Genomic DNA, 19,170 nt, shown 5'->3' on the forward strand with positions numbered 1-19,170 from the left:
TAGGAGGAACGCTCATGTTAGAGTTTGATATGAATATGGATCAATTGGCAACGATTAAAGTTATTGGTGTTGGCGGCGGCGGAAGCAATGCTGTTAACCGAATGATTGAACACGGAGTACAAGGTGTAGAATTTATTTGTGTTAATACAGACGCACAAGCCTTGAATCTTTCAAAGGCGCCTGTAAAAATGCAGATCGGCACTAAGTTAACAAGAGGACTTGGAGCAGGTGCAAATCCTGATATCGGTAAAAAAGCTGCTGAAGAGAGCCGTGAACAGATCGAAGAGGCTCTTTCTGGAGCTGATATGGTTTTCGTAACGGCTGGAATGGGCGGAGGAACTGGTACAGGTGCAGCCCCAGTAGTTGCTGAAATCGCTAAAGATTTAGGTGCGCTTACTGTGGGTGTAGTAACGAGACCTTTTACATTTGAAGGCCGCAAACGTTCTACGCAGGCAGTTGGCGGAATTTCTGTATTAAAAGAAAAAGTAGATACACTTATCGTAATTCCAAACGACCGCTTATTAGAAATCGTTGATAAAAATACACCAATGCTTGAAGCATTCCGTGAAGCAGATAACGTACTTCGTCAAGGTGTACAAGGTATCTCTGACCTAATCGCTGTACCAGGTTTGATTAACTTGGACTTTGCAGACGTTAAGACAATTATGACTGAGCGCGGATCTGCACTAATGGGTATCGGTGTTGGTACTGGTGAAAACCGTGCAGCAGAAGCAGCGAAAAAGGCTATTTCATCACCGCTTCTTGAAACGTCAATCGACGGAGCTAAAGGTGTATTGATGAATATTACTGGTGGCGCTAACTTAAGTCTCTACGAAGTAAATGAAGCTGCTGATATTGTTTCATCAGCATCTGACCCAGAAGTTAACATGATTTTTGGTTCTGTAATAAACGAAGAATTAAAAGATGAAATCCTTGTAACTGTAATCGCAACTGGATTTGATGAGAACGAAAAGCTAGTGAATAATCAGCAAAGAGCTGAGCGTCCAAGAATGCAGCAATCTCCTGCATCTTCTAATCAATCTCACTCAAATCAAAGTCAGCCGCAATCACAAGGTCAGTCTCAATCACAGTCACGCGAAGAAAGCCAATCTGAATCAAGAAGCAACAATTCTTATTCCAATGCTGATTCAGATACGTTGGATATTCCAACATTCCTTCGTAACCGCAGCCGTAACAGAAGAAAATAAAATACAAAAATAAAAGCATGTTCTCTTCGATAGAGAGCATGCTTTTTTGTTTTTTCCATAAAAAAGCTGTTTACATTCATTTATATTCTGCAACGTCACTAATTGGAATATAAATCGTTGTAAGGGACAAAAGGAGCTGGGTCAATCATGGAAAAGAAAATAAAAGCTGTCGCTGTTTACTTTCGGTAAAGTCGTGAGGAGGAAACGGAAGAAACTCTGAATAGACAACAAGCTGACTCATTGACCTATGTGGAGTCCAATAAGGACTCCATTGTTGTTTTACATATTAATTTTACTAAGTTCGTGAAGTAAACCAGAAGCTAACAAACTTCCTGTAATTCCCTCAAGTACATTTCTAATAGTTTGTAATGATTGATTTATAACCGAAGACTTTGGTTGAGTTGCTCCTAATTGTGTTGTAATTGTTGCAATTTCTGTTTCAACAGTTTGTTGCGAGTCCTCTTGAAGTCCAATTTGATTAAGGTTTTCTTTAAGGGTAGAAATGAAGGTGGAGACTTTACCCAAGTCCATTTCATTTATCATTGTTTGATTTGAATTTTGTGTGTTTTGTTGTATCTGTACTCCAGTTGCATTTCCTATAACAACAGTATAATCATGTTTGCTTGCTTCTTGCTTTTCCTCTTTTGAGAAGCTTAGTCCTTCTCCCATAATGCCGTCCTCCTCTAGTTTCAACGACCATTCAAGAATAATATTTCTTACAATGTCTATCATTCTCTGAGCTTGAGATTTTCCGAAAGTAAGTCGAAACTCTGCTATTTCATTGAGTAGTTTTGATAAGAGATTTTGTTGACCTTGTGGTAAATGGATAACTAAATATTCAGAATCACTTTTGACCAGGTCTTCAATTTCAGTGATTGGTTGAGCAATTTTACATTTACTAACTATATCCAATATTTCCTCGTCTTCGATAATGACTGGAGACCAACCATGATAAGCATTAAACCACTGAATTTTTCCAACAACTTCTCTGTATTCTGGAATTTCATTTCGGGGCACTTTGAAACCATTCAATTCTTGATTAACCCATTGCTCGAACTCTATGATTTTTAATTTCCTTGCAACAACCATTGACTTTCTTAATAAATCGGAAATGTTTGAAGTTGACCTCATGGCTTCCATTTGAAGTTCTTGAACAATTGAACCCATTGTTTATTCCCCTTTTCGCCTTGTTTTAATTGAAAAGAGAGAGGGGAGCGTTATGTCCTCTCTCACTTAGTTGATATAATTTGTGTTACTTTTTCAGCTATCGCTTGCAGCAATTGAGGATTAGAGCTTACAGTCTCAAGAGCATTTTGTTGTATCTGAGTTTGTCCTTGTTGAGTTTGTGTATTCGGTAATTCAACTCCAAAATACTTATCAACAAGACTTTGCTTTACCTTTTTTTGTTCCGTTTCTTCTAAATCTTTCAGATAAGGATCAAGTGAAGCGAGTTCCAATTCTATTTTTCTATTTCGACGTTCTTCATTTCTATGGTTAGTAGCTTGTTTTGCACAATAAGTGAACAGGGTTATTCCTACACCAGTCAAGACTACTCTACTGATTAAAGCAGTCCAAGTCATTGTTCCTTCATGAAGAATAATGAACTTATAACCAAACCATAAAACACCTAAAATCGAAAGAATAGAAATAGCATTCCAAACAAAAGCTTTATTACCTTCACTATTGGCAATTTTTTGATAACCTTGAGCGAGTCCTTTCATACTCATTATTCCAAGTATTTTTTCAGCCTTTTGGTTCATTTCTTTTATTTGGTCAAGCTCAGATTGTACTTTAGACTTCAAATCGTCAATTAATGTATCAAAAGACTGTTGTTGATTTTCTGTTTGTTGTTCAAAACCCTCATTTAATGTATCAAAGGACTCCTTTTGTGTTGTAACGAGCTTTTCAAAGCCATCGTTATATGAACTAAGATTCTCTTTAAAGTCATCTTCAGCTTTCTTCAAGAAGTCATTGAACTCTTCATTCCTATTCGTTTGGGCATTTAAAAACTGATTCTGAAAATCACTGATAACTGAGTCAATCCTACCTTTTTGATTTTCGATTGCACCAGTTAGTTCATTTAGTTTTTCAGTATTAATTTTTAATGTTGCAGAGGTATCTACTGCTTCTCTTTCTACGTTTGACAAGTGTTGACCAACAGATTTTCTAAAAGAAATTACGGAGCTTCTAATCCCTTCAATATCATCTGGGGTTTTTGGAACCAAGAATTGAGTGAAATAGGGTAACAAATTTTCAAGGTGATTGAATATATTGGTTAAATGCTGTTCGTTTTTATCATTCCTGAAATTTGTTAGATAACTAGCAATTTGATTAATAGTGTTATTCATATTTGTTAATGAAGTTGTTGAAACTAGCCACGGGTCAACCTTGTCCAAAGCTTCTTTCAAAAAGGTAAAGGTCTCAAGTATTCTACCTAACATTTGCAGTTTGTTTGTATTTAAATTACTAGAGTCCATTTCGTCTAATAATTGTAATACTCTATCGATATTGGTGTATGTAGCATGTTGGGTTATTCTTTCCTCTAGTGCAATTGACATGAAATTCACTCCTTTAAACAATCCATATAATATTAATTATATAGCAAGTATCGATAGGAATGTACAAATATTGACAAAAACAAGTTCCGCTTATATCAAATGCTTGGAGAAGTGTTTTTGATTTTAGGTTGAAACTTAACCGTTGAGAATGACCACAACCTTTTTAGACTGTACGGAGTTTTCTCAATTGCAAAGAGCTTCTTTTTATTTTGTCACAACGTTAACATCTTCTCGTTGGTTCAAGTAATGAGACAAGTCTGCTCATTAATAAACTTGAATAAGGAGTTGGTCAACATGAAAAATCAACATGAAAATTTTTTGGAGAATAATATAATAGAAAAGAACTTAACCAGTGAGACGAAGGTCGAAGGGATTGGGACGGTGAAAACATATGGAGAACTAAATGTGAGGAAACTTGTTGAGAGGTTACTTAAGTCAAAGTATATTGCCGATTGAATGGAGACCAATATGGCTCCAATTTTTTTTGCATAGTTGTTGCAAAATACTCATAGTTTGTTTTCATATCATTGTTGCATTTAAAAGTAGCTGATTTCCGCTCCAGGTTGCTCGCTTTTCACCTATCGAACGTTGAGCCTCCTGTCGCTTTGCGCCATTAGTTTCAATGAAGCATATGTGCTCCTGCGTCTCAAAGCAACTCTCAATGAAGCCAGCTTCCTCGTCGCATGCTTTGCGAGAAGAATATTCAGGTAGTTGGCACGCTCGTCCCGTAGGACAAGGAAGGCAACGACCGCATTATATCGCACGAAGAAAATGTGATTTTTATTTTTAAGGAGTCGGGCAACCTTGCGCTTCCATCAACATGCATGTTAAGAGAATAAAAAAATTAAAACATTCAAAAGCAACAATCCTATAGAAAACAACCTTTCTAAACTTCTTTTGGCTTTCTATACAAAAGGATCATTGAAAAGTAGATTGTTGCTGCAGATAGATTTATGAAGTGCTTCATTGAATAGTTGATTGGAGTGTAAGGTGCGAGACTCCTGCGGGACAGGCGGGCAGGTGAGACACTTAAGAGTGAAACGTACAAATGTGGCTCACCGCCTGCCCCGCGGAAAGCGAGCACCTGAAACGGAAATCAACCACTTCCAAGAGCAGCAAGGATTACCAAAACAGAGCGTTTAATTTTGTCATATTCTTGTCCCAAAAACGTATATCTAACATATAAGCTTTTTTGACAAAAAAAGAGAAAATAAGAACAATACTTCTCTCATAAACTGACAGACTTTCAAACAACCTATACGTTATACTAATTTCAAAATTAAGAAAGGAGAAAACCAATGACCCTTTATTTGGATGTCATTTGGTTTCTTAATTTCTGCATTGATTATGTATTGATCTCGTTAACAGCCTATGTTTTAAAGCGCAATGCATCGAAAAAGAGAATCCTTCTTGCCTCTCTTCTAGCATCCAGTTACGTCATTTTAGTTGTCTATCCAGAACTGATGGTTTTCTCACAGCCTTTGGTAAAGTTTCTTTTGTCTATTGCAATCATGATTACAGCTTTTGGCTTTAAACGTATTCGATTTGTAGTGAAAAATGTAGCGATGTTTTATTTTGTTTCCTTTGTAACGGGTGGCGGAATTTTTGCACTTCATTATTTTATGCAGAGTGAAGCTGTGATTATGAATGGGGTTATTTCAACCAAAAGTACAGGAATGGGTGATCCGGTAAGCTGGTTGTTTGTAGCGGCAGGTGTACCAGCTCTTTGGTATTTTTCGAAGAAAAGAGTAGATGACATTACTGTGGAAAAAATGGATTCCAACAGTCTTGTCAAAGTGAAAATCTCTATTGGAGAAGTCATTATTTATGCAAATGGACTTATTGATACAGGTAATAAATTATACGATCCCATTTCAAAAATGCCCGTTATGGTTTTAGACATGAACATCCACAGCTCTGAATTTCCAGAAGCTATTCAAACGGCTGCAAGAGATGTGATGTCGATTGGTACTGAGGATAATGATCATCCATGGATCAGCAGATTGCGAATCGTACCGTATCGATCTGTTGGACATCAGCAATTTCTTGCCTGCTTAAAGCCAGATCGGATTGAGATTGAGAAGGATGGAATTGCAGTTTGTTCACCGCCGGGTCTTGTTGGATTAAGCTGGACTTCATTATCAAGCGAGGGTCAGTTTGATGCCATTGTGCATCCGAAAATGTATCTTCAACATGTACAAGCGTCATAGTAAGCACTTGATGTGAAAGGGGAGTAAAAATGATCAGCAAATTGCGACTTAGGATAACGATGTTTTGGTATAAGCTATTATTCAAGCTTGGATTAAAATCAGACGAAATTTACTACATCGGCGGTAATGAAGCGCTGCCTCCTCCATTAAGTAAAGAAGAAGAAGCGGTTTTGCTCGAAAAACTGCCTTCAGGTGATCAAGCTGCCAAGTCCCTTTTGATCGAACGAAACTTGCGTCTTGTTGTTTATATTGCCAGGAAGTTTGAAAATACAGGAATCAATATCGAGGACTTAATAAGTATTGGTACGATAGGTTTAATTAAAGCTGTAAATACGTTTAATCCAGAAAAAAAGATTAAACTAGCCACATATGCTTCCAGATGTATTGAGAATGAAATATTGATGTACCTGCGTCGCAATAACAAAACACGTTCTGAAGTATCTTTTGACGAACCATTAAATGTGGATTGGGATGGCAATGAACTGCTGCTTTCAGATGTTCTCGGTACTGAAGATGACCTTATAACAAGAAGAATTGAAGCTAACGTTGACCGGAAACTTTTACTAAAAGCTCTTTTTACACTCAATGACAGAGAGAAACAGATCATGGAACTCAGGTTCGGACTCTCAGGCGGAGAAGAAAAAACACAAAAAGATGTAGCAGATATGCTGGGTATATCTCAATCATATATCTCGAGGCTTGAGAAGAGAATTATTAAAAGGCTTCAAAAAGAATTTAATAAAATGGTTTAGATATTATTCTATATAGGATATTGAATCATTAACTGCTTTAATCAAAATTTACAATTGCATAAATTTCCCTCCGTTCGGTGATACTTAATTTGAAATTAGCTCCCGGCAGGAGGGAAAAGACTTGACAAGAAATAAAGTTGAGATTTGCGGAGTTGACACATCAAAGCTTCCTGTTTTAAAAAATCCAGAGATGCGTATCTTGTTTGATAAAATGCATAAGGGTGATCCGGATGCGAGAGAAACTCTGGTGAATGGAAACCTCAGGCTCGTCCTGAGTGTGATTCAGCGATTCAACAACCGCGGAGAGCATGTTGATGATTTATTTCAAGTAGGGTGTATCGGACTCATGAAGTCTATTGACAATTTTGATCTTGGTCAGAATGTTAAATTTTCTACCTATGCTGTACCGATGATTATTGGTGAAATAAGGCGTTATCTTCGGGACAATAATCCGATACGCGTTTCCAGAAGTCTAAGAGATATTGCTTATAAAGCATTGCAAGTTCGTGACCAGCTCATGAATAAACTATCTCGGGAGCCAACAGCACAGCAAATTGCAGAAGCGCTAGATGTACCGAAGGAAGAAGTCGTTTTTGCACTCGATGCCATCCAAGATCCTGTGTCATTGTTTGAACCCATCTATAATGATGGAGGAGATCCTATTTTTGTTATGGATCAGATCAGTGATGATAAAGCTAAAGACATGCAATGGATCGAAGAAATCGCATTAAAAGAAGGTATGAGACGTCTAAACGACAGAGAAAAAATGATATTAACTATGAGGTTCTTTCAAGGCAAGACACAGATGGAAGTGGCAGATGAAATTGGAATCTCCCAAGCCCAGGTGTCAAGACTTGAGAAAGCAGCAATATCTCAGATGAACAAAAATATACAGAGCAGCTAAAACCCGCAGATCTGCGGGTTTTTTTAATGAGCTTTTTTCTAAAAGATTGTTGCTATTGAGTATTCCTGTCACCTCTCTTCTTTGATAAGTTGATAGGAGTGTAAGGTACGAGACTCCTCGAAAATGAAAAATCACATTTTCTTCGTGCGATGTAACGCTGTCTAAGCCTTCCTTGTCCTGCGGGAGCAGTGGGACAGGTGAGACCCCGCCAGCGCGAAGCGATAGGGAGGCTCACCGCACACCCCGCGGAAAGCGAGCATCCTGGAGTGGAAATCAACCACTTGCAAGATCAACAAAGTTTATGAAAACAGCCTAATATTTCTTTATTGCTACGAACATGAAACAGCTTGTTCCTTCATATAATGAAAACAGAAAGGCGGGTTGTGACATGAACAAAATATCAGACTTTCAAGTTAAAGACGTTGTTAACGTAGCAAACGGAAAAAAACTAGGCCATATTGCTGATCTTGAGATTAATTTAAATACCGGAAAGATTGACGCAATCATCATTCCTGGTGCAGGAAAAATGCTTGGGTTTTTTGCAAGAGAAAATGATATTGTAATTCCATGGCGCAACATCGTTAAAATAGGTGCAGACGTAATACTCGTCAGGCATATGGAAGCCAGTGAATTAAACGAATACGTAAAAGAACCGTTTGATCAATTGAAATAAACGGTTCTTTTTTTCTTTATTCCTCAAAAATGTGGTAAAATAAAGATAAAACTTTCCAGGAGGAATACATAGAAATGAAGACATTTAAACAAACTGGAAAGCACCTTGTTATAGAAGAATGGCAAAAAGAGAATTCCTTTATTACCGCTGGTTTCACCATGCGTGATGGAGGGTATAGTCCAATGCCTTTCAACTCATTAAACATGGGATTTCATGTTAATGATGAACCCAGATTTGTACAAGATAACCGCAAAACTTTTGCCGATGAAATTAATTTCCCGATTCAATATTGGGTAGGTTCAAAGCAGGTTCACGGTACACATATTGTAAAAGTCACTGGAGAAGACCGTGGCAGAGGCTCAATGGATTTTGAAACTGCTATCTCAGATGCGGACGGATTGTACACAAAGGATGAGGACGTTCTATTAACTTCTCTCTATGCAGATTGTGTTCCGCTTTACTTTTATTCACCAAAAAATAACTTGATTGGTCTGGCACATGCGGGATGGCGCGGAACAGTAGGGAAAATCGGTCCTAAAATGATCGAGCTCTGGTGTGAAAAAGAGAATGCAGACATTCAAGATATTAAAACAGCAATTGGACCTGCAATAGGTGAATGCTGTTATGAAGTTGATGAAAAGGTTATTCGTGAAGTAAAAGAAGCATTGAAGCAGGATGAAGAACCGGGTGTATTCACAACAAACAATATTGGCAGATTTCAATTAAACTTACAAAGATTAAATGAGATTCTATTCTTGCAAGCCGGAGTACTTCCAGAAAACATCATGGTCTCCCAGCAATGTACGAGCTGTGAAAATTCTATGTTCTTTTCACACCGCAAAGATAATGGCAAGACGGGCAGGATGATGAGTTTTATAGGCAGGAAAGGAGTTAAGTAAGCGTTTGAACATATTAGAAAATAAAGAAAAGATATTAAATGAGATTCAAGCTGCATGCATGAAAAAAAACAGGTCTCCAAAGGGCGTTAATCTAGTTGCTGTAACGAAATATGTAAGTAACGAAACGACGAAGAATGCTGTTTTGGCAGGTGTTGAACATATCGGTGAAAACCGCATTGAAGGATTGCTTGAAAAAAAAGAATACCTGGCAGACAAGAATGTAAAATGGCACTTTATTGGCACGCTTCAGTCTCGTAAAGTAAAAGATATTATCAATCATGTAGATTATATCCATTCCTTAGACCGGCTAAGCTTAGCAAAAGAGATTCAAAAAAGAGCAGACAAGACGATTTCTTGTTTTGTACAAGTCAATGTTGCTGAAGAAGATTCGAAACATGGACTGGCAGTAAAAGAAGTTATTAGTTTTGTCGATAAACTAAAAGACTACGACAAAATTAAAGTTGTAGGTCTTATGACAATGGCGCCTTTTACAGAAGATGAATCGATTGTAAGAAATGTATTTTCAACGTTAAAACAGTTGCAAATCGACATTCAAAATAAAGATCTGCCGCATGCACCTTGCGAGGAACTTTCTATGGGAATGTCTAACGACTATGTGATAGCAGTTGAAGAAGGAGCAACCTTTGTTCGAATTGGAACAGACTTAGTAGGAAAAGAATTTTAGGAGGTGGAATAAATGGGAATCAAAACAAAGTTTAAGCGTTTTTTTGATTTAGAAGATGATTATGAGTATGAGAAAGATTATGAAGAAGAGTCTTTGGCTGAAGAGGAAGAGATTACACCATCTCATACCAAAAAGGGCAAGCCGAATGTTGTGAGCTTGCAAAGTATCCAGCAGCAGGTTAAGGTTGTTCTTGTTGAGCCGCGCGTTTATGCTGAAGCTCAAGATATTGCGGATCAGCTGAAAAATCGAAGAGCAGTAGTTATGAATTTGCAAAGAATTCCGCATGATCAGGCTAAACGTATCGTAGACTTCTTATCAGGGACTGTTTATGCGATAGGCGGAGATATCCAAAAGCTCGGACCAAATACATTTTTGTGCACTCCTGAAAACGTTGATGTTTCCGGTACGATCTCAGAAATGATGGACGAAGACTAAACCAGGCAGGTGAAATTTATTGGTATACGAAATTGCAAACGTAGTTCAGACACTGATACAAATCTACTATTACATGATAATAGGATACATACTTTTATCTTGGTTTCCTAACGCTAGAGAGTCTTCAATCGGCCAGGTTATTGGAAGGCTTGTAGAACCTTATCTCTCTCCTTTCCGCAAAATCATTCCGCCGCTCGGCATGATTGATCTTTCGCCAATCGTAGCACTTATGTCACTGCACTTTGCGCAATATGGAGTAAGTGCAGTAGCTAGAATGCTCGCTGGCTCATTTTAAGGTTTTTTTATGAGTATTTACCAGCATTACCGGCCAGAGGAACATGAGTTTGTTGATCGCGTAATGAGATGGAAATCAGAAACGGTTGAACGATATAGTCCGAAGCTGACTGATTTCCTTGATCCTCGTGAACAGGAAATTGTTAAAACAATTGTAGGAAACGATACAGATGTACGCCTCTCTTTGTGGGGAGGCTCTTCTTTTTCTGAACGAAAAAGGGCACTGCTTTATCCGGATTATTATGAAGCAGCACAAGATGATTATCAGCTCGTCTTTTATGATATTGCCTATCCATCTAAGTTCACAACAATCGAGCATCGTGATGTGCTGGGAGCTTTGATGAATATTGGAGTAAAAAGAGGCAAGTATGGCGATATCCTAATATCCGGAGATCAAGTACAATTTGTTTGTGCAGCTGAAATATCAGGATTTATAGAATTGAACCTTACGAAAATAGGTAAATCAGGAGTTAAACTGCATCATATAGGAAATCATGACTTGATGGAAATTAAAACTGATTACGATGAAAAAAATGGAACCGTTTCTTCTCTCCGGTTGGATGTTATTGTTGCTGAGGTTTATAACCTTTCACGTTCTAAAGCTTCACCTTTAATACAGCAGGGCCGTGTTAAATTAAATCATAAAATAATAGACCAGGTTGCAGCAGAAGTTATGGAAGGTGATGAACTCTCAGTTAGAGGTTTTGGCAGAAGCAAATTATTCGCTATTGAAGGCATGACCAAGAAAGAAAAATGGCGTATACGATACGGACTTTTAAAATAATTTCCAGGAATAGAAGGAATGACCGACATTTTGTCGAAATTAGGTAGGAAATAATGCATCTATGGAGGTGGCTGTTTTGCCTTTAACGCCGTTGGATATTCATAATAAGGAATTTACAAGAGGTTTCAGAGGGTATAGTGAAGATGAAGTGAATGACTTTTTAGATCAAGTCATTAAAGATTACGAAGCGGTTATTCGTGAAAAGAAAGATTTAGAGGAAACAGTTTCCAAGCTTGAAGAAAAAATTTCATACTTTAAGAACATTGAAGAAACGTTGAATAAATCCATTCTTATTGCACAAGAAACTGGTGAAGAAGTAAAGCGCACAGCTTCAAAAGAAGCACGCTTGATCGTTAAGGAAGCTGAAAAGAACGCAGACAGAATTATCAATGAATCGTTATCGAAGTCCAGAAAGATTTCAATGGAGATCGATGAATTGAAGAAGCAATCATCTGTGTATCGCACACGATTTAGAATGTTAATCGAAGCACAGTTGGAGATGCTAAAGAATGATGACTGGGATTCTCTAAACGCCCCTGAAAATCTTGAAGGCTATGAACTTCAGGAAGTAAAGACGGAAGCTTGACATTCATTTAAAAAATCGCATATACTTTTGTAAGATTAATATGTGACGAAGACGGGGACAGTAAGGTACTTTTCTCTATTATAGCGAACCAGGAAATGGTGCAAGCCTGGTATAGAGCGGTATTCGAAGATCACCCCTGAGTTCCTGGACTGAAAACTTTAGTAAGTTCAGGCGCTTCATCCACGCTACGGATGACTAAGCGGGTTTTAGATGAAAATCAGAACCTATTAGGGTGGTACCGCGGGTTAACCTTCTCGTCCCTACTGTAACAGTAGTGGGCGAGAAGGTTATTTATTTGGCTTTTTTCTAATAGATTGTGGTTTGAGTATTTTTTTCAATCTCTTCAATGACAAGTTGATTGAAGCGCAAGGTGCGAGACTCCTGCGGGACGAGTGGGACAGGTGAGACTCCTAGTGGTGCAAAGCGCCAGGAGGCTCACCGCCCGCCCCGCGGAAAGCGAGCATCCTGAAGCGTAAATCAACCACTTACACAAGCAACAAGGAATGCGGAAAACAGCACTTTATTTTTACGGTAACGATATTAAGGAGGAAAAGCAATGAATTATAAAGACACTCTTTTGATGCCTAAAACGGAGTTCCCGATGCGTGGAAACCTTCCACAGCGTGAACCTGTTGTTCAGGAGAAATGGAATGAATTAAATATCTATGAAAAAGTTATGGAAAAAACGAAGGATCTGCCGCCTTTTATCCTTCATGACGGTCCTCCTTATGCAAATGGTGATATTCATATCGGCCACGCTGAGAATAAGATTCTAAAAGATATCATCGTTCGTTTTAAATCAATGACAGGTCACTATGCTCCATATGTTCCTGGCTGGGATACACATGGGCTGCCGATTGAAACGGCTTTGACAAAAAGCGGAAAAGTAAAAAGAAAAGAACTCACAGTTGCTGAGTTTCGTAAACTTTGTGAAGAATATGCATTAAAGCAAGTTGATCATCAGCGTGAACAATTCAAGCGTCTTGGTGTTCGCGGTGATTGGGAGAATCCTTATATCACTCTTGATAAAAGATATGAAGCTAGACAGATCGAAGTGTTTGGCGAAATGGCAAAAAGAGACCTTATCTACAAAGGATTAAAGCCAGTTTACTGGTCGCCTTCCTCAGAATCTGCATTGGCTGAAGCAGAGATCGAGTATCAAGATAAGCGTTCTGCTTCCATCTATGTTGCATTTGATGTGAAAGATGGAAAGGGAGTTTTGGATGCAGACGAAAAACTCGTTATCTGGACAACAACTCCATGGACGATTCCTGCAAATCTTGGTATTTCAGTTCACCCTGAACTAGACTATGTTTCTGTTCAAACTGAGAACGGTAAATATGTTGTAGCTGAAGCATTAGTAGAATCTCTTAAGAAAGAGTTTGAATGGGAACAAGCTGAAATTGTTAAACGATTTAAAGGAGCAGAAATCGAACATGCTGTTGCAAGTCATCCGCTTTATGGACGTGATTCACTCGTTATGCTTGGTGACCACGTAACAACAGATGCAGGTACAGGATGTGTTCATACAGCTCCTGGACACGGGGAAGATGACTTCCTTGTAGGAAAGCGCTACGGATTAGACGTTTTGTGCCCAGTAGACGACCGCGGTGTAATGACAAAAGACGCTCCTGGTTTTGAAGGTCTGTTCTATGATGAAGCAAATAAGCCGATCACAGAACAGCTTCAGGAAAAAGGTGCATTATTAAAGCTTTCGTTTATCACTCACTCTTATCCTCATGACTGGAGAACGAAGAAACCTGTTATTTTCCGAGCCACAGCTCAATGGTTTGCTTCAATTAAAGGAATTCGTGATGATATGCTTTGTGCGATTGAAGAAGTGAACTGGGTTCCTACATGGGGTGAGACTCGACTTCACAACATGATCAAAGACCGTGAAGACTGGTGTATTTCCCGTCAGCGTGCATGGGGTGTGCCGATTCCGGTATTCTATGGTGAAGATGGCGAAGCGATCCTAACAGAAGAAACGATCGCTCACGTTGTAGAACTATTTAGAGAGCATGGTTCTAACGTATGGTTTGAAAGAGAAGCGAAGGATCTTCTTCCTGAAGGATTCACTTCTCCACACAGTCCAAACGGACGTTTTTCAAAAGAAACAGATATCATGGATGTTTGGTTTGATTCTGGAACATCACACTGGGGTGTGCTAGAAGAAAGAGAGAACTTAGTTCGTCCAGCAGATCTTTATCTTGAAGGATCTGACCAATACCGCGGCTGGTTTAACTCGTCACTTTCAACATCTGTTGCAATCACTGGCAAAGCTCCTTATAAAGCAGTGCTAAGCCATGGATTTGTTCTCGATGGGGAAGGACGCAAGATGAGTAAATCAATTGGTAATACATTGGATCCGATCAAGGTGATGAAGCAGCTTGGTGCTGATATCATCAGACTATGGGTCTCTTCTGTAGATTACCAGTCAGATGTACGTGTATCAGATGATATTTTAAAGCAGGTAGCTGAAGTTTACCGTAAAATTAGAAATACACTTCGCTTCTTATTAGGAAACCTGCACGGTTTTGATCCAAAACAGCATGCAGTTTCATTTGAAGATATGCCTGACCTTGAAAAATATATGATGGTTAAGCTGGATCAAGTCGTTTCAAAAGTTAAAAAAGCTTATGAAGAGTATCAGTTCATTACCGTTTATAATACGATCCACAACTTCTGTACGATCGAGTTAAGTTCTTTCTATCTCGATATGGCAAAAGACACGCTTTATATCCAAGCTGAAGATGATCATAAACGAAGAAGCATTCAGACTGTGTTATATGAATCACTTATGGCTTTAACAAAACTGTCTGCACCTGTTTTATCTCACACAGCAGATGAAGTTTGGGAGTACATTCCTGGAGTTGAAGAAGTTAGTGTTCAATTGACTTCTATGCCTGAAGAGAAAAACTATAAAGGTACAGAGCAGCTTGAAAAAGACTGGGATCTGTTTATGGATGTTCGCGATGAAGTACTAAAAGCTCTTGAAGAAGCGAGAAGCCAGAAAACGATCGGTAAATCACTTACTGCATCCATTACTTTGTATCCAACTGAGTCGCTTAAGCCTTGGCTTGAGAACGTTGAAGATTTAAATAAACTCTTTATCGTTTCAAAAGCGGAAGTTGGCGGTGTGAAATCAGAAGCACCAGAAAATGCGTCTTCCTTTGATCATGTTGCGGTATCAGTAACATCTGCTGAAGGTGAAACATGTGAACGCTGCTGGGTTGTTTCAGAAGAAGTTGGCAAAAATGACAATCACCCAACACTTTGTGCGAGCTGTGCAGAGATCGTTGAAAAGAATTATGCATAATCGCTAAAGGAATCCCGCTGTTTTGGCGGGATTCTTTTTTATATACGAAAGAAGATAATTGTCGAGGAATGCAGACTCGTGGATAAACCCCGAAAATTTTTGGATTAACAGCCAAATCTCATGGATATAAGCTCAAAACTTTTGGATTCAGCTTGAAAACTTTTGGATTCACGTCTCTAAACAGGTGTTGATTGGGTAAATTAAATTGTAGAACATCCGATGGCTGTGCTACAATTCATAAAGACATATTTAATATATCGGAGGAGTTCTATTGTTTTATTATCTATTGGCCTTGTTAATGTTCGCGGCTGATCAAGCGACAAAATGGATGATTGTTAAAAAAATGGACCTCGGCCAGTCTATACCTGTCATTGATCAAGTGTTATACATAACCTCACACCGAAACAGAGGGGCTGCATTCGGTATTCTGCAAGATCAGCGCTACTTTTTTATTATCATAACAATTATTGTAGTTGGTGCTGTCATCTATTATTTACAGAAGCATGCCACTGACAGATTGCTTAAAACGGCACTGGCACTCGTTCTTGGAGGCGCATTAGGAAACTTTATCGATCGTCTTCTTCGCGGAGAAGTAGTTGATTTTGTTGATGTATATATCGGAAGCTATGATTTCCCTATCTTTAATGTCGCAGACAGTGCCCTAGTAATCGGTGTAGGTTTGATTTTTATCCAAAGTTTTATGGAAAGCAAACAGAAGGAGACAGAAAATGAGTAAATTTGAATATACGGTAACCCCTGAACAAGAAGGGAACCGTATTGATAAAGTTTTGTCTGATGTCCAAAATGAATGGTCACGGTCACAGATTCAAAACTGGATTAAAGATAAAATTGTATTACTGAACGAAAAACCTGTTAAGTCAAATTATAAATGTGTATCAGGTGATACCGTTGAAATCGAAATACCTGAACCTCAGGAACTGGATGTTGTTCCAGAAGAAATGGATCTTGATATTGTTTATGAAGACTCGGATGTCCTTGTTGTGAATAAACCAAGAGGGATGGTAGTGCACCCTGCGCCAGGACACTATAACGGTACACTTGTTAATGGTCTGATGGCACATTGCAAAGATTTATCTGGAATTAATGGTGTTCTGCGACCTGGTATTGTACATCGTATCGATAAGGATACATCGGGATTATTAATGGTAGCAAAAAATGATATGGCACACGAATCACTCGTAAGCCAGCTCAAGGACAAAACAACAACTAGAATTTACAAAGCGATCGTTCACGGCGTTATGCCTCATGATCAAGGAACGATTGATGCTCCGATCGGCCGGGATAAAAGCGATCGTCAAAAAATGACCGTTACAGATGATAATAGCCGTAATGCTGTTACTCATTTTAATGTAATAAAACGATTTACTAACTATACATTTGTTGAATGCCAGCTTGAGACTGGAAGAACCCATCAGATTCGTGTTCATATGAAATATATTGGCTTCCCGTTGGCTGGAGATCCAAAATACGGTCCATCTAAAACACTTCCAATTGAAGGACAGGCACTTCATGCTCAAACTCTGGGCTTCAATCACCCAAGAACAGGTGAGTACATGGAATTTGAAAGAGAGATTCCTTCTGAAATGAGCGAGCTATTGGATTTGTTAGAGAAAAGAAGTTGACAAAGGGAACACAGTTTGTCATAATCAATGTAACTTAAATAGTCCTTTAACTTTAGTCCCGTGAGGCTGAGAAGGAAACGTTGTTAAAGAGAATCCAACAGGGATTACTCTATCCTCTCGTCATGCGTGACGGGAGGATTTTTTTTTGCGAATGCTGACGGTTAAAGGGATCTTGGAAAAAGGAGGGTGCATTATGTCAAAGACAGTATTAATGGATGACCAGGCAATTAGGAGAGCATTGACTCGAATTGCTCATGAAATTATCGAGCGAAACAAAGGAGTCAAGAACATTGTATTAGCCGGCATAAAAACCCGAGGTGAGTTTCTTGCAAAAAGACTTGCTGAAAGAATTGAACAAATCGAAGGTAATGCAGTTTCAGTTGGTGTGATTGATATTACGCTATACAGAGATGATCTGAGAATCAAGACTGAAAATCAGGAGCCCGAGCTGAAAGGAACTGACATTCCTGTTGAAGTATCAGACAAAAAAATTATCTTAGTAGATGATGTTCTTTATACAGGAAGAACCGTAAGAGCTGCAATGGATGCGATTATGGATCTTGGACGAGCTTCCAGTATACAGCTGGCAGTATTGATTGACAGAGGACACCGGGAACTGCCGATCAGAGCTGACTACGTTGGCAAAAACGTTCCAACTTCAAGTGAAGAAGTTATTTCTGCGTCACTGATCGAAGTGGACGGACTGGATGAAGTAGCAATCTCAACAAATAAATAATTGTCCCTTTAAATTCAGTCCAGAGAGGCTGGCAAGGGAGGTAATAAATCGCGTGCAGCACAGAAAGACCTGTGTGCGCGTGTGCCTCCACGGCCTCTTTTGCTAAAGCAAGAGAGGTTTTTTAATGGAAAGAATGCTTTTTTAAAATGGGAGGTAATTAATATGGATAACAATACAAAAGCAATTTTAGATGTACATGAAAAACCATCACCGGTTCAATGGCTTACATTAAGCCTGCAGCACTTATTCGCTATGTTTGGTGCAACAGTGCTTGTACCGTTCTTAGTTGGACTTCATCCTGGAGTCGCGCTAGTTTCAAGCGGACTTGCAACGCTTGCGTATCTTTTAGTAACAAGAGGTCAGATTCCCGCTTACCTCGGATCGAGCTTCGCTTTTATAACGCCGATTTTAACTGTAAAAGCTTTTGGCGGTCCTGAAGCAGCAATGCTCGGAAGCTTTCTTGCAGGTCTTGTATACGGAGTAGTCGCACTGCTCATTAAAGGCTTCGGTTTTAAATGGCTGATGCGCATTCTGCCTCCAGTAGTAGTCGGACCAGTAATTATCGTAATCGGACTTGGACTTGCAAACGTTGCTGTAGGAATGGCAATGAACCTGCCTGGAACTGAAGAATACAGCTTAACACATTTTACAGTCGCACTATTTACACTGGCAGTGACAATCATTTGCTCCATCTTTTTTAGAGGAATCTTAGGAATTATTCCAATCTTAATAGGGATCATCGCTGGATATACATTTGCCTACTTTAGAGGATTGGTTGACTTTACCAAAGTAGCTGAAGCGAATTGGATTCAAGCTCCTGATTTCATCGTACCGTTCGTAACGTACACTCCTGACTTTTCTTGGAGTATCGCGATGATTATGATGCCTGTCGCAGCAGTAACGATTGCTGAACACATCGGACATCAGCTTGTATTATCTAAAGTGGTTGGACGCAATTTTATTGAAAAGCCAGGGCTTCATCGTTCCATTTTAGGAGACGGACTTGGAGTCATGATCGGCTCCATGATCGGTGGACCGCCAGTAACGACTTATGGTGAGAACATTGGAGTATTAGCAATCACTCGAGTCTACTCGGTATTCGTAATAGGAGGCGCTGCAGTGACAGCCATCCTGTTCGGATTCTCCGGAAAAGTAACAGCCTTAATCAGCACGATTCCAACTGCTGTAATGGGAGGAGTATCAATCCTGCTGTTTGGTATCATCGCTTCATCTGGATTAAGAATGCTTGTAGATAACAACATCGACTTTGGAAATAAAAGAAACCTGATAATCTCATCTGTAATTCTTGTAACAGGAATTGGAGGAGCGGCACTTAAGATTAATGCAAACTTTGAGATTGCTGGAATGGCACTCGCTACATTAATCGGTATCTTTTTGAACCTGGTACTGCCAGGCAAAGAAGATGATAATGACTTAATGAATAAGATGTTTAAAACGAACGGTAACGATACAGCTGCATAATA

General features: G+C 39.0%; 19 protein-coding genes and 1 other annotated feature. Of the genes, 17 read left to right on the top strand and 2 right to left on the bottom strand.

Annotated elements, in window-relative coordinates:
• Positions 1–14: 14 nt before the first annotated feature.
• Entirely contained in the window at positions 15–1,208 is a 1,194-nt protein-coding gene (ftsZ, locus tag ABE41_RS09270; RefSeq protein ID WP_066289193.1) for a cell division protein FtsZ, read from the top strand.
• A gap of 279 nt (positions 1,209–1,487) precedes the next feature.
• On the opposite strand, the gene ABE41_RS09275 is transcribed toward ftsZ, so the two are convergent.
• The gene (locus tag ABE41_RS09275) at positions 1,488–2,375 is read right to left on the bottom strand and encodes an AbiTii domain-containing protein (RefSeq protein WP_066289199.1); all 888 of its coding nucleotides are present in this window, start codon (positions 2,373–2,375) and stop codon (positions 1,488–1,490) included.
• Between the two features lie 62 nt (positions 2,376–2,437).
• Positions 2,438–3,766, bottom strand: a complete 1,329-nt coding sequence (locus tag ABE41_RS09280; protein ID WP_066289203.1) for a hypothetical protein — start codon at positions 3,764–3,766, stop codon at positions 2,438–2,440.
• 294 nt (positions 3,767–4,060) lie between these two features.
• On the opposite strand from ABE41_RS09280, the gene ABE41_RS21035 reads away from it, so the two are divergent.
• From ABE41_RS21035 to ABE41_RS09355, 16 genes are all read left to right on the top strand, one after another.
• A complete protein-coding gene (locus tag ABE41_RS21035; RefSeq protein WP_156774260.1) occupies positions 4,061–4,222 on the top strand; it encodes a hypothetical protein in 162 nt (53 codons plus the stop codon).
• A gap of 842 nt (positions 4,223–5,064) precedes the next feature.
• Positions 5,065–5,976 (top strand): sigma-E processing peptidase SpoIIGA, encoded by a 912-nt coding sequence (spoIIGA, locus tag ABE41_RS09285; RefSeq protein WP_066289205.1) that lies wholly within the window; start codon positions 5,065–5,067, stop codon positions 5,974–5,976.
• Positions 5,977–6,008: 32 nt separating this feature from the next.
• A complete protein-coding gene (gene sigE / locus ABE41_RS09290; protein ID WP_066294757.1) occupies positions 6,009–6,728 on the top strand; it encodes an RNA polymerase sporulation sigma factor SigE in 720 nt (239 codons plus the stop codon).
• A 121-nt stretch (positions 6,729–6,849) separates the two neighbouring features.
• Positions 6,850–7,632, top strand: coding sequence for an RNA polymerase sporulation sigma factor SigG (gene sigG, locus ABE41_RS09295; protein WP_066240567.1), 783 nt, complete (start codon positions 6,850–6,852; stop codon positions 7,630–7,632).
• A 388-nt stretch (positions 7,633–8,020) separates the two neighbouring features.
• Positions 8,021–8,305 (top strand): YlmC/YmxH family sporulation protein, encoded by a 285-nt coding sequence (locus tag ABE41_RS09300; protein WP_066289211.1) that lies wholly within the window; start codon positions 8,021–8,023, stop codon positions 8,303–8,305.
• A 74-nt stretch (positions 8,306–8,379) separates the two neighbouring features.
• Positions 8,380–9,204 (top strand): peptidoglycan editing factor PgeF, encoded by an 825-nt coding sequence (gene pgeF / locus ABE41_RS09305; protein ID WP_066289212.1) that lies wholly within the window; start codon positions 8,380–8,382, stop codon positions 9,202–9,204.
• 4 nt (positions 9,205–9,208) lie between these two features.
• Positions 9,209–9,889 carry a YggS family pyridoxal phosphate-dependent enzyme gene (locus tag ABE41_RS09310; RefSeq protein ID WP_083207751.1) on the top strand — a complete coding sequence of 227 codons (681 nt, stop codon included), beginning with the start codon at positions 9,209–9,211 and terminating at the stop codon, positions 9,887–9,889.
• 12 nt (positions 9,890–9,901) lie between these two features.
• Positions 9,902–10,324: a cell division protein SepF gene (locus tag ABE41_RS09315; protein ID WP_066289213.1), complete on the top strand. Its 423-nt coding sequence runs from the start codon at positions 9,902–9,904 to the stop codon at positions 10,322–10,324.
• A gap of 19 nt (positions 10,325–10,343) precedes the next feature.
• Positions 10,344–10,619 carry a YggT family protein gene (locus tag ABE41_RS09320; protein WP_066289215.1) on the top strand — a complete coding sequence of 92 codons (276 nt, stop codon included), beginning with the start codon at positions 10,344–10,346 and terminating at the stop codon, positions 10,617–10,619.
• A gap of 9 nt (positions 10,620–10,628) precedes the next feature.
• Entirely contained in the window at positions 10,629–11,402 is a 774-nt protein-coding gene (locus ABE41_RS09325; protein WP_066289218.1) for a YlmH family RNA-binding protein, read from the top strand.
• Positions 11,403–11,478: 76 nt separating this feature from the next.
• Complete coding sequence (locus ABE41_RS09330) at positions 11,479–11,988, top strand: DivIVA domain-containing protein (protein WP_066289220.1); 510 nt, start codon at positions 11,479–11,481, stop codon at positions 11,986–11,988.
• Between the two features lie 39 nt (positions 11,989–12,027).
• Positions 12,028–12,253 (top strand) — a binding site (T-box leader).
• A 291-nt stretch (positions 12,254–12,544) separates the two neighbouring features.
• Positions 12,545–15,307: an isoleucine--tRNA ligase gene (gene ileS / locus ABE41_RS09335; RefSeq protein ID WP_066289223.1), complete on the top strand. Its 2,763-nt coding sequence runs from the start codon at positions 12,545–12,547 to the stop codon at positions 15,305–15,307.
• A 271-nt stretch (positions 15,308–15,578) separates the two neighbouring features.
• Positions 15,579–16,043, top strand: coding sequence for a signal peptidase II (lspA, locus tag ABE41_RS09340; protein ID WP_066289226.1), 465 nt, complete (start codon positions 15,579–15,581; stop codon positions 16,041–16,043).
• A complete protein-coding gene (locus tag ABE41_RS09345; protein ID WP_066289228.1) occupies positions 16,036–16,950 on the top strand; it encodes an RluA family pseudouridine synthase in 915 nt (304 codons plus the stop codon). Before lspA ends, ABE41_RS09345 begins: the two co-directional genes overlap by 8 nt.
• A gap of 193 nt (positions 16,951–17,143) precedes the next feature.
• Positions 17,144–17,686, top strand: a complete 543-nt coding sequence (gene pyrR, locus ABE41_RS09350) for a bifunctional pyr operon transcriptional regulator/uracil phosphoribosyltransferase PyrR (protein ID WP_066289231.1) — start codon at positions 17,144–17,146, stop codon at positions 17,684–17,686.
• A 162-nt stretch (positions 17,687–17,848) separates the two neighbouring features.
• Positions 17,849–19,168, top strand: a complete 1,320-nt coding sequence (locus ABE41_RS09355) for a solute carrier family 23 protein (RefSeq protein WP_066289233.1) — start codon at positions 17,849–17,851, stop codon at positions 19,166–19,168.
• The last annotated feature ends 2 nt before the right edge of the window (positions 19,169–19,170 follow it).

Origin of the sequence: Fictibacillus arsenicus (assembly GCF_001642935.1) — a bacterium.
GTDB lineage: Bacteria > Bacillota > Bacilli > Bacillales > Fictibacillaceae > Fictibacillus > Fictibacillus arsenicus_B.